15 protein-coding genes are annotated in these 14,067 nt (G+C 66.3%); 4 read left to right on the forward strand and 11 right to left on the reverse strand.

Translation table 11 applies throughout. The features are described from left to right. Positions 1–1,290 (forward strand): ArgE/DapE family deacylase, encoded by a 1,290-nt coding sequence (locus tag A3OM_RS0101425; protein ID WP_018041952.1) that lies wholly within the window; start codon positions 1–3, stop codon positions 1,288–1,290. Positions 1,291–1,363: 73 nt separating this feature from the next. On the opposite strand, the gene A3OM_RS0101430 is transcribed toward A3OM_RS0101425, so the two are convergent. Beyond that, positions 1,364–2,110 carry a glucose 1-dehydrogenase gene (locus tag A3OM_RS0101430; RefSeq protein WP_018041953.1) on the reverse strand — a complete coding sequence of 249 codons (747 nt, stop codon included), beginning with the start codon at positions 2,108–2,110 and terminating at the stop codon, positions 1,364–1,366. Between the two features lie 107 nt (positions 2,111–2,217). Between A3OM_RS0101430 and A3OM_RS0101435 the strand changes: the two genes are divergently transcribed. Beyond that, the gene (locus A3OM_RS0101435) at positions 2,218–2,571 is read left to right on the forward strand and encodes a helix-turn-helix domain-containing protein (protein ID WP_018041954.1); all 354 of its coding nucleotides are present in this window, start codon (positions 2,218–2,220) and stop codon (positions 2,569–2,571) included. Between the two features lie 407 nt (positions 2,572–2,978). Next, on the forward strand, positions 2,979–4,799 hold the full coding sequence (typA, locus tag A3OM_RS0101440; RefSeq protein ID WP_018041955.1) for a translational GTPase TypA: 1,821 nt from the start codon (positions 2,979–2,981) through the stop codon (positions 4,797–4,799). A gap of 77 nt (positions 4,800–4,876) precedes the next feature. Here the strand turns inward: typA and A3OM_RS0101445 are convergent, their stop codons facing one another. From A3OM_RS0101445 to A3OM_RS0101480, 8 genes are all read right to left on the reverse strand, one after another. Beyond that, positions 4,877–6,532, reverse strand: a complete 1,656-nt coding sequence (locus A3OM_RS0101445; RefSeq protein WP_018041956.1) for an acyl-CoA synthetase — start codon at positions 6,530–6,532, stop codon at positions 4,877–4,879. Between the two features lie 119 nt (positions 6,533–6,651). Continuing rightward, positions 6,652–6,816: a hypothetical protein gene (locus A3OM_RS26025; protein ID WP_018041957.1), complete on the reverse strand. Its 165-nt coding sequence runs from the start codon at positions 6,814–6,816 to the stop codon at positions 6,652–6,654. Positions 6,817–6,867: 51 nt separating this feature from the next. Beyond that, the gene (locus tag A3OM_RS23365) at positions 6,868–7,116 is read right to left on the reverse strand and encodes a hypothetical protein (RefSeq protein ID WP_018041958.1); all 249 of its coding nucleotides are present in this window, start codon (positions 7,114–7,116) and stop codon (positions 6,868–6,870) included. After that, the gene (locus A3OM_RS0101460) at positions 7,117–7,455 is read right to left on the reverse strand and encodes a hypothetical protein (RefSeq protein ID WP_026175610.1); all 339 of its coding nucleotides are present in this window, start codon (positions 7,453–7,455) and stop codon (positions 7,117–7,119) included. Positions 7,456–7,506: 51 nt separating this feature from the next. Next, positions 7,507–8,760, reverse strand: coding sequence for a DUF2254 domain-containing protein (locus A3OM_RS0101465; RefSeq protein WP_018041960.1), 1,254 nt, complete (start codon positions 8,758–8,760; stop codon positions 7,507–7,509). Between the two features lie 92 nt (positions 8,761–8,852). Further along, entirely contained in the window at positions 8,853–9,827 is a 975-nt protein-coding gene (gene cysK / locus A3OM_RS0101470; RefSeq protein WP_018041961.1) for a cysteine synthase A, read from the reverse strand. A gap of 280 nt (positions 9,828–10,107) precedes the next feature. Next, entirely contained in the window at positions 10,108–10,278 is a 171-nt protein-coding gene (locus A3OM_RS26030; protein WP_018041962.1) for a hypothetical protein, read from the reverse strand. Positions 10,279–10,606: 328 nt separating this feature from the next. Further along, positions 10,607–11,101, reverse strand: a complete 495-nt coding sequence (locus A3OM_RS0101480; protein ID WP_026175611.1) for an META domain-containing protein — start codon at positions 11,099–11,101, stop codon at positions 10,607–10,609. A gap of 313 nt (positions 11,102–11,414) precedes the next feature. Here A3OM_RS0101480 and A3OM_RS0101485 point away from each other — a divergent pair, with 313 nt between their 5' ends. Next, positions 11,415–11,735 carry an XRE family transcriptional regulator gene (locus tag A3OM_RS0101485; protein ID WP_238253774.1) on the forward strand — a complete coding sequence of 107 codons (321 nt, stop codon included), beginning with the start codon at positions 11,415–11,417 and terminating at the stop codon, positions 11,733–11,735. Between the two features lie 26 nt (positions 11,736–11,761). On the opposite strand, the gene A3OM_RS0101490 is transcribed toward A3OM_RS0101485, so the two are convergent. Together A3OM_RS0101490 and A3OM_RS0101495 are read right to left on the reverse strand one after the other, a co-directional pair. Further along, positions 11,762–12,997 carry an FAD-dependent oxidoreductase gene (locus tag A3OM_RS0101490; protein WP_018041965.1) on the reverse strand — a complete coding sequence of 412 codons (1,236 nt, stop codon included), beginning with the start codon at positions 12,995–12,997 and terminating at the stop codon, positions 11,762–11,764. Next, on the reverse strand, positions 12,994–13,950 hold the full coding sequence (locus A3OM_RS0101495) for a LysR family transcriptional regulator (protein WP_018041966.1): 957 nt from the start codon (positions 13,948–13,950) through the stop codon (positions 12,994–12,996). Before A3OM_RS0101495 ends, A3OM_RS0101490 begins: the two co-directional genes overlap by 4 nt. Positions 13,951–14,067: the final 117 nt, after the last annotated feature.

The raw sequence follows: 14,067 nt of genomic DNA on the forward strand, positions 1-14,067 counted from the left end.
ATGGCGCTCGACCCTGCTCTCGCGGACCGTATTACCACCTCGGTGGAGTTGGGCTTCGCCGAGCAGGTGGCCCATATCCAGGCCCTCGTCCGGTTCGGCTCGGTCCGGGGCGCCGAGCACGCGATCCAGGACCACGTGTTCCGCTGCCTTAGGGAGCGCGGCTACGCCATGGAGCAGGTCCGTATGGACCATGCGGCCATCAGCGCGCATCCCGGCGGGGGGCGGATCACGCCGGAGCATTCCGATGCGCCCCTCGTCGTCGGCATCCACCGGCCCCGGCATGAGACCGGTCGCTCATTGATCCTGCAAGCGCATGTGGACGTCGTACCCCCCGGTCCCCTCGACCTGTGGAGCCACCCACCCTTCGATCCCGTGATACGGGGCGACTGGATGTACGGAAGGGGTGCGGCCGACATGAAGGCCGGCCACGCCGTCAACCTTTTCGCTCTCGATGCGCTGGCCCGGATCGGGCTTCAGCCGGCTGCCACCGTGACGGTCCAGTCCGTGGTCGAGGAGGAATCCACCGGCAACGGTGCTCTGATGGCCCATCTGCATGGCTACCGGGCCGATGCCGTGCTGATCCCCGAGCCCGAGGACGAGAAGCTCGTGCGCGCCAATACCGGCGTGCTGTGGTTCACGGTCGAGGTGCGGGGCACGCCTGTCCATGTCCGCGAGATGGGGGCGGGAGCCAACGCCATCGACGCGGCCTACCGGGTGATCGGGGCCCTGCGCGAACTCGAGGAATCGTGGAACGCCCGCAAGACGGGACGCCGCCATTTCGAGGGTGAAGCGCATCCGATCAACCTCAATGTCGGCCGGATCGAGGGGGGCGATTGGGCCTCGTCGGTGCCCGCCTGGTGTCGGATCGCGTGCCGGATCGCGATCTATCCAGGCGTCGGCGCGGCGGATGCGGCACGCGAGATCGAGGCGGCGGTAGCGGACTTCGCCCGGACGGACGCGTTCCTGGCGAAGACGCCGCCGGTGGTGGCCTTCAACGGCTTCTTCTCCGAAGGCTACGAGCTGGACGAAGGCTCGGAGGCCGAGGCCGTGCTCGCCACCGCGCACAGGCGGGCCACGGGGACCGACCTTCGGAGCTTCATGTCGCCGAGCTATCTCGATACCCGCGTCCATGCCCTCTACGACCGGGTTCCGGCCCTCTGCTACGGGCCGATCAGCGAGAACATCCACGGTTTCGACGAGCGCGTCAGCCTCGCTTCGGTCAAGCGGATCACCACCGCGATGGCGCTGTTCGTGGCCGAATGGTGCGGGACCGAGGCGCTCGGGCGATAGGCGCGGGCGTCGCGGCCCGTGTTCCCGGGCGTGCTCCTGGCGAGGGGGCACGCGCGGGCCGTGTTGCCTCGCGTCAGCGAATGCCGCCGCTGGCGGTGATGTTCTCGCCGGTCAACCAACGGGCATCGTCTGAAGCGAGGAAGGCGACGACCTCGGCGATATCGTCCGGCTGGCCGGCCCGGCCGAGCGGTGTCTGCGCGACGAACCCGGCTTCCATATCGGAGCCGACGATGCCGGCTGTGTGGGTGCCCTCGGTCACCACGAAGCCGGGGCTGACCACGTTCACACGGATCTTGCGTGGGGCAAGCTCGTTGGCGAGGACGTCCGAGATCGCGTTCAAGGCGCCCTTGGTGCCGGAATAGACCGCCGCGCTCGGCGTATGCACATGGGTGATCGCCGAGGAGATATTGACGACGCTGCCGCCTTCCCCAAGATGCTTGGCCGCCGCCTGAGTCGCCAGCAGGACGCCGAGCACGTTGACGTCGAAGAGACGGCGATAATGCTCTTCGGTGATTTCCTCGATCGACGCGAATTCATAGACGCCGGAATTGTTGACCAGCACGTCGAGCCGGCCGAACCGCTTCACTGCTGCCTCGACCAATTCCTGTGCCTGAGCAGCCTTGGAGACGTCCGCCTGGACTGCGATGGCCTTGCCCCCGGCCGAGGTAATGTCCGCGACCACGGTTTCGGCTCCGGCCTTGCTCGATGCGTAGTTGACCACGACGGTCGCACCCTCCTTCGCCAGGGCTTTGGCGATCGCCGCACCGATGCCCTTCGATCCGCCGGTCACGACAGCGACCTTTCCGTCAAGCTTCGACATGTGTGCTATCCTTCGTCGGGAACCGGCTGCCGACTGGCTGTCTTTATCCCATAGTTCGGAACTTCGGAACTAAACGAACGAAGATCAAGTCCCCATATGGACAAATTATGAGGCCCCTGTTTCACCCCGCGATCGAGGATGTCCAGCCGCAAGCGATCCTCCACGCCCTGTCCGATCCTCGCCGCGCGGTGATCTTCGCGCGGATCAGGAGCGCGGGCTGCGTCGAGGCTTGCTCGGCCTTGTCCGCAATGGGAGACCAGATCATCCCGAAATCCTCGCTCTCGAGCCATTTCAAGGTGCTGCGCGAGGCCGGATTGATCCACTGCGAACGTCACGGCGTGGAGATGCGGAACCGCTCGCGTTGCGCCGAGGTGGAGTCTCGCTTTCCGGGTCTGCTGGCAGCGATCATGGCCGCCTACGCATCGAGCATCGACGCGAGCGCGTGCGGGACAGGCGAGTAACCGCCAGGGCCTCGCCTCACCTCGCGTCGCGAATGCCGATTTTCTCTGACGGACGCAGGACGTTGTCCTTCGGCCTACCGGCGTTCCTCGTGTCGTCGACGCCTTTGCTCATGCCGAGCCGGAGGCGAACGGTTGCCTTAGGTCGTCTTGCTCTTGCGCGGCAGACTGCATGTGGACCGTAGGACAGTGTCACCGGCCCTCGCCGTTTTTGCGCATCAAAGCGACGGCCCCGCTGCTGCGGCACGCGGGTGCGCGTGAGATGAGTGGCAGACACGCGGTCCATGCCCCTTGCCGGAACGCCCGACACCTTATATTGCGACGCGATAGCTCGATCCCGTGACCCGGCGCTGCCGGCCGCATCCCTGCGGCCCGTCGCGTGACGGGCTCTTCTCGCTGCCGGATACCTTATGAAGCTTCGCAACATCGCCATCATCGCCCACGTCGACCACGGCAAGACGACGCTCGTCGACAAGCTCCTGTCCCAGTCGGGGTCGTTCCGAGACAACCAGCGCGTTGAAGAGCGCGCGATGGATTCGAACGACCTCGAGAAGGAGCGCGGCATCACCATCCTGGCCAAGGCGACCTCGGTCGTCTGGAAGGATACCCGCGTCAACGTCGTCGACACCCCCGGCCACGCCGATTTCGGCGGCGAGGTGGAGCGTATCCTCTCGATGGTGGACGGCGTGATCGTCCTCGTCGATGCCGCCGAGGGTCCGATGCCCCAGACCAAGTTCGTGGTCGGCAAGGCCCTCAAGATCGGTCTGAAGCCGATCGTGGCGATCAATAAGGTCGATCGTCCGGACGCCCGCATCACCGAGGTGGTGAACGAGGTGTTCGACCTCTTCGCGGCCCTCGACGCCACCGACGACCAGCTCGATTTCCCGATCCTCTACGGTTCGGGCCGTGCCGGCTGGATGGCGACGTCGCCCGACGGTTCCCAGGAAGATGGCCTCGCGCCGCTCTTCGACCTCGTGCTCTCCCACGTGCCCCAGGCCAAGGTCGAAGAGGGTCCGTTCCGGATGCTCGGCACCCTGCTCGAAGCCAACCCCTTCCTCGGCCGCATCATCACCGGCCGCATCGCGTCCGGTACCGTGAAGCCGAACCAGGCCATCAAGGTCATGGATCGCACGGGCAAGCTCGTGGAGACTGGCCGCGTCTCGAAGATCCTGGCTTTCCGCGGCCTGGAGCGCGCGCCCATCGACATCGGCGAGGCGGGCGACATCGTCTCCATCGCCGGCCTCGTGAAGGGCACCGTGGCCGACACCTTCTGCGACCCGCAGGTCGAGACCCCGATCCAGGCCCAGCCGATCGATCCGCCTACCGTCACCATGTCCTTCATCGTCAACGATTCGCCTCTGGCGGGCACCGAGGGCGACAAGGTGACGAGCCGCATGATCCGCGACCGCCTGTTCAAGGAGGCCGAGGGCAACGTCACGCTCAAGATCGAGGAAGCGGCCGACAAGGATTCGTTCTTCGTCTCCGGTCGCGGCGAGTTGCAACTGGCCATCCTGATCGAGACCATGCGCCGTGAAGGCTTCGAGATCGCCGTGTCGCGTCCTCGCGTGGTGCTCTCCAAGGACGAGAACGACAACGTCCTCGAGCCGGTCGAGGAGGTCGTGGTCGACGTGGACGAGGAATACTCGGGCGTCGTCGTGCAGAAGATGTCCGAGCGCAAGGCCGAGATGATCGAGATGCGGCCTTCAGGCGGTAGCCGCCTGCGCCTCGTCTTCCATGCGCCGACCCGTGGCCTCATCGGCTACCAGGGCGAGCTCATGACCGACACGCGCGGCACCGCGATCATGAACCGCCTGTTCAAGGCCTACGAGCCCTACAAGGGCGAGATGCCCGGCCGCCGCAATGGCGTGCTGATCTCGAACGACAAGGGCGAGGCCGTGGCCTACGCCATGTGGAACCTGGAAGATCGCGGCCCGATGATGATCGAGCCCGGCGCCAAGGTCTATCAGGGCATGATCATCGGCGAGCACAACCGCGAGAACGACCTCGAGGTGAACGTGCTCAAGGGCAAGAAGCTCACCAACATCCGCACCACCTCGAAGGACGAGGCCGTGCGCCTCACCCCTCCGATCCGCATGACCCTGGAGCGCTCGCTGGCCTGGATTCAGGACGACGAGTTGATGGAAGTCACGCCCAAGTCGATCCGCCTGCGTAAGACATACCTCGACCCGAACGAGCGCAAGCGCTTCGAGCGCTCGGGCGGCGTCGCCTGAGGGGCGCCCACGATTTGAACCATACGAAGGCCGGGCTCATCGCCCGGCCTTTTCTTTTTTGAGCGGAGCCGGCGCCCTCACTCGGTCTTCGCCCGCTCCCGCAGCAGGTACTTCTGCACCTTGCCCGTCGAAGTCTTGGGCAACTCTCCGAACACGATGTGGCGGGGCAGCTTGTAGCCAGCCAGCCGCTCGCGGCACCAGGCGATGAGGGCGTCGGCCTCCACGCTCGCATCGGGCTTCAGCTCTACGAAGGCGACGGGAGTTTCACCCCATTTCGCGTCGGGCTTGGCCACCACGGCGGCGGCCGAGACGGCGGGGTGGCGGAACAGGGCGTCCTCCACCTCGATGGACGAAATATTCTCGCCACCCGAGATGATGATGTCCTTCGAGCGGTCCTTTAACTGGACGTAGCCGTCCGGGTGCTTGACCCCGAGGTCGCCGGAGCGGAACCAGCCGCCTTTGAAGGCGGCCTGCGTGGCGGTGGGGTTCTTCAGGTAGCCACGCATCACCACGTTGCCGCGGAACATCGCCTCGCCCATGGTCTGCCCATCGGCGGGCACCGTTTCGCAGGTCTCGGGGTCGCGGATGTCGAAGCCTTCGAGAACGGGGTAGCGCACGCCCTGGCGCGCCATTTTCTCCGCACGCGCGTCCGCATCAAGGGCGTCCCAGTCCCGGTGCCAGGCATTCACGACGGCCGGGCCGTAGGTCTCGGTGAGGCCGTAGAGATGGGTGACGTCGAAGCCGGCGGCCCCCATGGCGCCGAGCACCGCCTGGGGCGGGGGCGCCGCCGCCGTCAGGAAGGCGACGCGCCGGGGCAGGGGGCGGCGCTCGGAATCGGTGGCGTTGAGCAGCAACTGCATCACGATCGGCGCGCCGCAGAGATGGGTGACGCTGTGCTCGGCAAGTGCCTGGTAGAGTGCGCCGGCCCGGACTTGGCGCAGGCAGACATGGGTGCCGGCCACCACCGACAGGGTCCAGGGGAAGCACCAGCCGTTGCAGTGGAACATCGGCAGGGTCCAGAGATAAACCGGGTGCTGCCCAAGATTTCCGGTGATGGCGTTGCCGAGAGACAGGAGCGCCGCGCCGCGGTGATGATAGACCACTCCCTTCGGGTCGCCGGTCGTGCCCGAGGTGTAGTTCAGCGAGATCGCGTCCCATTCGTCCGCTGGCATCGCCCAATCGGACGTCGGGTCGCCCCCGGCCAGCAGGGCCTCGTAGTCAACGGTGCCGATGGCGGTGCCTTCGCCGGTGAACACCGGATCGTCCACATCGATGACGAGGGGCTTTGCTTCGACCTGCTCCAGTGCGGGGCCGACGACCCGGCTGAACTCCCGATCGGTGATCAGTACCTTGGCCTCACCGTGGTCGAGGCAGAAGGCCAAGCCGGCCGCGTCGAGACGGGTGTTCAAGGTGTTGAGCACGGCGCCTGTCATCGGCACCCCGTAATGGCACTCGATCATTTCGGGGGTGTTGGCGAGCATGACAGCCACCGTGTCGCCCCGGCCGATGCCGCGCGCTTTGAGCGCCGCCGCGAGACGTCGGCTGCGCTCGTAGAGGTCGGCATAGGTTCGGCGCAAGTCACCGTGGATCACCGCCACATGGTCGGGAAACACCCTGGCCGCACGATCGAGGTAACTCAGCGGTGTCAGCGGCTGGTGATTGGCCGGGTTTCGGTCGAGGTCCCGATCGTAGATCGACGTCGCGTCTCCGGTGACCGAATCGGGGGCATTCATGGCGTCTGTCTCCCTTTGGAACACAGTACCCGCCTCACCGGTGCGCTCAATGGTCTTCGCGATTTGTGGACGAAGGGCATGTTTCGATCGAAGACCACGCCCTTCATCGTCATGACGCTTCAGCCGCCGCCGGGATCGGTCTCGTCATCAGACGACTTGTCGCCCTGCGGCCCTTGTCCCGGTTTGCCTTCGGTCTTCTCATTGGGATCCATCACGGCATCGGGTGCCGAGTTGGCCGGCTTTCCCTGCGGTGGCTTATCGTTCTTGTCCACATCGTCCACCATGGGTGTTGCTCTCCTTATTCGAAGCGTCACGTCGTCCCCTGACGATGCGTCTCACCGCTTGCGGTCCGATTGGCCATTCGACGAACCGCCCACGGGAGTCGGGTTGCGCCCGGCCTTGTCGGCGTCCTTGTTCCAGTTCGCCTTCCGGTCGTCATCGCTGAGGCCGCCCGGATCGATGCCGGTGATGGCCGCCTGTTGCGCGGTCTGGTGTCCACCCTCCAACGCAGGCTCGCCCCGGGATCCGACATCGTTGGGCTTGCGCGTCGCGGCATCGGTGGGCTGCTTGTCAAAATCCGACATCTAGCTCTCCTCGTCCTTGCCGACGCTCGCGGTGGCGCGATCGATGGAATCCTTCGCCGCCGCGCTCTGAGGCTCGGCTTTCTGCGAAGCATCACCGATGGCCCGGATGTTCTCGGCCGGAACTTCCATCTCCGTCTGGTCGGTGGCGTCCTCACTCGGCGTCCCGGACGCGATACGGGCAGTCTCCGCCTCTCCCGAGGGATCGCCTTTGAGATCGGCTTGTGTGCGCGACGGGATGCCGACATCACGGGCATTGTCCTGGCCGGGATTTTGGCCGTTTCGATCGGTATAGGTGTCGAAATTCTTCAGCGAAGGGCGCTGGCGCGGCTCAACCGTCATGGTGTCCTCCAATGTTGGAGGTTCAACCATTCCATGGGCCGCGAGGTTGCGTCAGCCTCGATGGCCGACGAGGGCGTGAGCGGCTCGCAGGACTTCGAGATCGTCGGGCAAGTCGAGGAGTTTCTCCGCCCGCGCGAGTGCATTGTCCGCCTCCCGGCGTGCGGCCGCCTGAAAGTCGGGGCCGCCAATGGCGTGAAGGGCGGCGAGCGCCTTTTGCAGGCGCACCCCAACCTCGGCGCAAGCGGCACCGTCGCGGCCGATGGGACGGAACGCGTCGGCGAACAGGTCCGCCACCTCGATGCCCGGCACCCGCAGGCGTGGGTAGATTTCGCCCCGTGTCGGGGCGGCCCGGCATTCGGCCCAGAGCGTCAGCACCCGCACTTGCGTCCCGATGACGTCGATCGGCGTGCCGGGATCGTTGATAGCCGCAGACAGCCCGCGCGAGGCGACTTCAGTAAGGACGATGATACCGAAGCGCGGATCATCGTCGAAGCTGCGCCTGTCGCCGATGACGAAGGCCTTGGTGATGCCGGCCAGGGTCGCGGCGTCGGGATTGCCGTCGATCTCTACCAGGAGTCGGCCCCGATGGACGAAGCTGCCTGGTAGGACCGCAAGGTGCAGGACGAGGTCCGACGCCTCGCCGAGCGCCTCCAGCGCCCCGGAATCCACGTGCTGGATGTATCCCGTGCTCTGCGCTTGCACGGCGATCGCGTCCTCCGGCGCGGGGCACCAGGGCAGCCCACCGAGATAGGGTGCCTCGGCCCGCCGCCTGATTGCGGCGCAGGCCGCCTCCTCGATGGCGTCGACGGTCTCGCCGACCCGGCCGAGATGGGCCAGGGTATCGATCCAGCGTACCAGGGTGACGACCACCGAGGCGAGGACGACGAGGGTGAGGCCAAACAGGATGACCCGGCCCTGATCGCCGTAGAAATGGGTCTTGAGCGCGATCAGTCCGACCACGCTGTAGACGAAGGCGCCGATGAAGCTCGCCACCGCATTCTGCGCGCGGGTATCCTCCATCAGCAGGGTCACGGCCCGGGGCGTCACGTTGCTGGTGGCGCCGCCATAGGCCTGCACCATGATCGAGAGCGAGAATGTCGCCACCGGCAACATGCTCGTCGCGAGCACGGACAGGATCTGGTCGACGGCGTCGGCGCCGATCGATTGGGCTATCTCGATGGGGATCAGCGGCGCGCCGAAGGCCGAGGCTAGCGCGGCCGCGACGCCGGCTTCGCAGAATGCAGCCACCCGCAGCCAGGGGCGGCGGGTGGCGCGGCGGATCCGATACAGGGCAGTCGAGGACAAGGGCGGCCTTCAGAAAGGGGCTCGAAAGCCACAGGGAGAAAGCGCCGTCGTCCTGGAAAAGTCGGCCCCGTGGCAGGGCCGGCCGTCGGAGGTCAGATCCCCTCGAAGAGCGCCGAGGAAATGTAGCGCTCGGCAAACGAGCAGGCCACCGTGACGATGCGCTTGCCCTGGAACTCCGGCCGCGCCGCCAGTTTCAGAGCTGCGGCGACGTTGCCGCCGGTGGAGATGCCGCCGGGGATACCTTCGAGTTTGGCGAGAAGCCGGGCGGTGTCGAAGGCTTCCTGGTTCGAGACCGTGATCACCTCGTCGATGACCTCGCGGTCGAGGTTGCCGGGGATGAACCCGGCGCCGATGCCCTGGATCTTGTGCGGGCCGGGCTGGCCGCCGGAGATGACGGGCGAATCGGTTGGCTCCACGGCGACGACCTTGAGGTTGGGCAGGCGGGGCTTCAGCACGCTGCCGACGCCCGTGATGGTGCCGCCGGTGCCGACGCCGGCCACGAACGCGTCGAGCTGGCCCTGAGTGTCGTTCCAGATTTCCTCGGCCGTGGTCTTGCGGTGGATCTCGGGGTTGGCCGGGTTCGAGAATTGCTGCGGCATGATCGCGCCGGGAATCTCGTTGAGAAGCTCTTCGGCCTTGCTGATCGCGCCCTTCATGCCCTGCGGGCCGGGGGTGAGGGCCAGTTCTGCGCCGAGGAAAGCGAGCATCTTGCGGCGCTCCAGGGACATGGTCTCGGGCATGACGAGGATCAGGCGGTAGCCGCGTGCCGCCGCCACGAAGGCCAGGGCGATGCCGGTATTGCCGGAGGTGGGCTCGACCAGGGTGCCGCCCGGCTTCAACTGGCCGGAGGCTTCGAGGGCGTCGATCATGTTGACGCCGATACGATCCTTCACGCTCGCGATCGGGTTGAAGAATTCGAGCTTCAGCAGGATCTCGGCATCGACGCCGCGCTCCTTGGTGATCCGGTTGAGCCGGACCAGGGGCGTGTTGCCGATCGTCTCGGTGATCGAGCCGTAGATGTGGCCGTGGCCGGGTTTGCGGGACTGCGAGGGGCTGGTGTCGGCCATGACGAGATCTCCTGATCGGCTCTTACGCATTGCGAAGGCCTCGACAGGCCCTGCGCTCGGTGTGCGCCGGGATATCGCGTCGCTCTAGGCGAGGCAATCGGCAATGGCCGCAGGTCAAAGACAAATCTTCTCTGTCTTCAACAGTCTGAATCATCAGTAGAAATATTGATTTGCTTGGTGGGGCATCGGGAGAATGTTGTTCTCGCGATGCCGCGAGCGGCCTGTCATCCCAGATCTTCCGCGCAGTCGAGTGCCGATCAATGACGGGATCGGGCGGCGTTCACGAGAACAGGACCATCGCGGACAGCACGAGCAGAGTCGCGCAAAGCGGCGTCGACAGCGCGATCCGGAAGGCTCCCGGATGCAGGCTCGGCGGGCAGGTATAGACGGCCTGTTCGCGGACGCCGCTGCGGACGACGCTCCCCGTCGCCCATTCCAGTCGCTTCACCATTTCGCTTCCCCTCGCCTCAACCGCGATTGGCAGAAGGCGACGGGGGCATTGAACGAGGGGTAAAGCCGGGCCGGAGACCTCGGATCGTCGTCAACGCAGTCTTAAAGCGAGGTCGACTTTCTCCAAGCAGTCGGCGTCAGTGCGCCCGACGAATCTGCACCGAGGGGGTGGGCAGGGCGTCGGGCCGCCCCGCCTGCGCCGTCATCGCTGTCCTTCCGACCTCGGTTTCCTCGCGACCGGTCGAGTCGTCCGTCTAACGCGAACGGTCATCGTAGCGCGTCTTCGCCCGAGGGAGTGCGTCCGGTAGCCGGCCGCGTTGCAGCGAAATCTAGAGCGCGCGATCGAACTTCAGCTCGCCCTTCTGGCTCTTGATCACCAGCTGCGACCCGACGAGGTCCCACTGGGCAGCGGTGCGCAGGGCGATGAAGAAGTCCTGCTCGCTGGCGCCGGTACCCTTGTCGCAGGGCTTCTTCGTGAGAGCGAGGGGGCCGACGGCGAGGTGCTGCTCGCGCAGGGGGAAGGCCGTGGCGGCGAAGGTGTTGCAACCGCCGTAGCCGCGGGCGCGGTACTGCTTGTCGATGATGAAGCTCGGGCGGTCGGTGCCGTTGAAGGGCTTGCCGTTCAGGCTCACGGCGGTCCAGGTCGCATCGAGGGGAAACATCTTCTCCTGGGGCTTGGCGGCCGGAACGTACTGCTTCTTCTCGGGCTTCTCGCGGTTGTCCTTGCCGAAGCCGGTGACGTTGGATCCCTGCGCCATTGCGCCCGTCGCCAGCATCCCCGCCGTCGCGGCACAAGCCATCGCGGCGAACAGCATCGCTCTCATCGTCAGGCCCTCCTTCGTCATCATCATTCGAACTCGCATGGTCGCGCACCGCGTCCCGGTTGCAAGAGTTCGGGCCGCGCGTTCCATGCGAAGCTCCGTGTCGGACGAAGCTCGCGCGGACGGCGTACGGACGCCCTTCGGATAAGATTCCAGCACAAATATGGTCAAGACTGTCTATCCCAGGTTTTCCTTGTCATCCCCTTCCAAACGTCGCTCCACGCTTACTCTACGTGAACAATCCCCCTGCGAGCCTCGTTAAAGCAGCTTAGAAGCGGGCGTGCGTTGAGCGCCATTGCATGACGGAGAGCTTCCTGTGTCGGGATTGGACGAGAACGGACGCGGCGGGGCAGGGCCGAACACGATGAGCCCGGCGCAATCGCGGGCCGCTCGCGGCATGCTGGGCTGGTCGGAGGCGGATCTCGCCGCCAAGGTCGGTCTGGCCGAGCAGGACGTGAAGGCCTTCGAGAATGGCACCGGCGATCCGGCCTCGGGCCGGATCGAGGCTTTGAGAAGCGTCCTCATGACCGCCGGCATCGTCTTTCACGAAGGCAGCGAGAGCGGGGTCGGCCTGCGCGCGACGGGCGGAGACGAGGGTACGCGCCTCGGCTCGCTGACCACGGAAAACGATCACTGAGGTTACGAGGCCGTTTCTGAACCTCTTCAGGCACCGCCGCGTCCCATCGCGAGGGCCTTCAGGTCGAAGGTCGGATCGGCGGCCTCGTCTTGGGTCGGCGATAGACCGCGCGCGATGATCCGGCGAGCAGCCATATGCTCGGCCGCCGAATCCACCGTCTCGATGCCAGTGAGGTGCGGACCGCGATATCGGAACACCGCAAAGCCCCCGGCGGTGGCGCGTCGCACCGAGACGTCGCTCGGAACCGGCAATCCCACCATCTGCAGCTTGTGGCCGCCTTGATCGCTCCAGAACCAGGGGACGGCATCGTAGGGGGCGGGGCGCCCGGTGATGCGGGCGGCGAGGCAGCGGCCGTGGTCGATAGCGTTCTGGACGGATTCGACGCGCGCCGTACCATGGGCGGCGAAGCGTGTGGGAAACCGGGCGCAATCGCCGATGGCCGAGATCGACGGATCGTCGGTGAGAAGGACGGAATCGACGACGATGCCGTCCTCCACGTGAAGGCCGGCCTCGGCCGCGAGGTCCTGGTTCGGTAGGACACCGATCCCGATCAGGACCAGATCCGCCGGGCAGGTGGCGCCGTCCGACAGGACAATCGACGCGGCCCGACCGGCCCAGCCCTCTATGGCTTGCACGCCGCAGCCGAACAGGAAACGGATGCCGGCGCTCTCGTGGACCTCTCGGAAGAAGGTGGCGATCGGCTCGGACACCGCCCTCGCCATCGGGCGGTCGGCGGCCTCGATGACGGTGACGGACAGACCGCGCGCGGCGCAGATGCTGGCGAATTCGAGCCCGATGAACCCAGCGCCCACGATGGCGATGCTGCGCGCTTCGCCGATGGCCGCCTGGATCCGGTCGGCATCCGCGATCGAGCGCAGCTGATACACGCCCGCGAGCTCCGCCCCTGGCACCGGCAGAGGCCGGTTTCGCGATCCCGTGGCGAGGACGAGATGATCGTAGCCGAGGTCGCGTCCGTCGCTGAGGCGGACTCGGCGGGCCGCCCGGTCGATCGCAACGGCCTCGACCGAGGTCTCGCAGGCGATGCCGTGGTCCGCGTAGAAGCCCGGCGCACGCAGGAACAGGCCGGTGGCATCCACCTTGCCGGCGAGATAGGCTTTCGAGAGCGGCGGACGCTGATAGGGAAGGCTCGGCTCGTCGCCGATCATCGTCAGGAGTCCGCCGTAGCCCGCCTCGCGCAGGGAGGCCGCAGCCTGCAAGCCGGCCTGACCGGCACCGACGACGACGATCCCGGTCTCGCTCACGCCTCGAACTCCGCGGTGACCGAACTGACGGCCGGTGTCAGGGCCAGGCGCGGCAGCTTCCGACCGCCTTCCTTCACCGTGTAATCCCAGAACGCCGCCGCCGCCGGCCCGAGCACCTTGTCGGCGCGGCGGACCACGTACCAGTCGCGACGGATCGGCAATCCCTGCACGTCGAGCAGGATCATGCGCCCGCTCTCGACCTCGGCCGCCACAGTATGGCCGGAGATGAGGGCGATGCCGAGCCCGGCCATCACCGCCTGTTTGATCGTTTCGTTCGAACCCGAGTCGATCCCGAGTTTCGCGCGCTGGATCATGATGCCCGACATGAACTCTTCGAACACCGTGCGGGTGCCGGACCCCTCCTCGCGCACCAGGAAGGATTCCTCGGCCAGATCCGCCCGCGTGAGGTTGGTCCGCGTGCTGAGGCGATGGCTTGGCGCCGCGATGATCACCAGTGGGTGCGCGCCGAACATCTCGGCCTCGATGGCGAAGTCGCGCGGCGGACGGCCCATGATGGCGAAATCGATCTCGTAGTTGCGCAGGGCCTCGACCATGGCGCCGCGATTGCCGACGACGAGGTTGATCTCCACCGCGGGGTAACGGTCGACGAAGCCGGCGATGATCTGGGGCGTGAAATACTTGGCGGTGGACACCACCCCCATGGCGACCCGCCCGCCGCTGCCACCCTTGAGGGTCTGGAGCCGGTCGGCGCAGGTCTCCAGGACCGTGTTGATGCTGTCGATCGCCCACAGCATCTCGCGCCCGGCATCGGTGGGCTTCAGGCCCGTGGGTGTCCGGTCGAACAGCAGCAGCCCCGCCTCTTCCTCCAACTGGCGGATGCGCGCATAGAGCGCCGCCGAGGTGACGTTGAGTTCCTGGGCCGCACGGGTCATCGTTCCGAGGCGGGCGACCGCTGCGACGGCCTGGAGTTGCTTGAGCGAGAGGTTGCGCATCCGGCGTTTTTAGTTTTTTTGGAACCGCCCGCAAGTTTTTTCAGAATTCCTTCTTTGCACGGGGAATGCCCGTCTGGCGCTCTGGTTGAACCCGGCGCTATCGTGCAAAGGGCGGTG

Origin of the sequence: Methylobacterium sp. 88A (assembly GCF_000376345.1) — a bacterium.
Classification (GTDB): domain Bacteria; phylum Pseudomonadota; class Alphaproteobacteria; order Rhizobiales; family Beijerinckiaceae; genus Methylobacterium; species Methylobacterium bullatum.

Bases quoted from the DNA above. Each gene is read 5' to 3' on its own strand.
- A3OM_RS0101480 (WP_026175611.1), bottom strand. From the start codon at position 11,101: ATGAGAGCGATGCTGTTCGCCGCGATGGCTTGTGCCGCGACGGCGGGG.
- A3OM_RS0101495 (WP_018041966.1), bottom strand. From the start codon at position 13,950: ATGCGCAACCTCTCGCTCAAGCAACTCCAGGCCGTCGCAGCGGTCGCC.
- A3OM_RS0101430 (WP_018041953.1), bottom strand. From the start codon at position 2,110: ATGTCGAAGCTTGACGGAAAGGTCGCTGTCGTGACCGGCGGATCGAAG.
- A3OM_RS0101445 (WP_018041956.1), bottom strand. From the start codon at position 6,532: ATGAATGCCCCCGATTCGGTCACCGGAGACGCGACGTCGATCTACGAT.
- A3OM_RS0101460 (WP_026175610.1), bottom strand. From the start codon at position 7,455: ATGACGGTTGAGCCGCGCCAGCGCCCTTCGCTGAAGAATTTCGACACC.
- A3OM_RS26030 (WP_018041962.1), bottom strand. From the start codon at position 10,278: ATGGTGAAGCGACTGGAATGGGCGACGGGGAGCGTCGTCCGCAGCGGC.
- A3OM_RS23365 (WP_018041958.1), bottom strand. From the start codon at position 7,116: ATGTCGGATTTTGACAAGCAGCCCACCGATGCCGCGACGCGCAAGCCC.
- A3OM_RS0101435 (WP_018041954.1), top strand. From the start codon at position 2,218: ATGAGGCCCCTGTTTCACCCCGCGATCGAGGATGTCCAGCCGCAAGCG.
- typA (WP_018041955.1), top strand. From the start codon at position 2,979: ATGAAGCTTCGCAACATCGCCATCATCGCCCACGTCGACCACGGCAAG.
- cysK (WP_018041961.1), bottom strand. From the start codon at position 9,827: ATGGCCGACACCAGCCCCTCGCAGTCCCGCAAACCCGGCCACGGCCAC.
- A3OM_RS0101425 (WP_018041952.1), top strand. From the start codon at position 1: ATGGCGCTCGACCCTGCTCTCGCGGACCGTATTACCACCTCGGTGGAG.
- A3OM_RS26025 (WP_018041957.1), bottom strand. From the start codon at position 6,816: ATGGTGGACGATGTGGACAAGAACGATAAGCCACCGCAGGGAAAGCCG.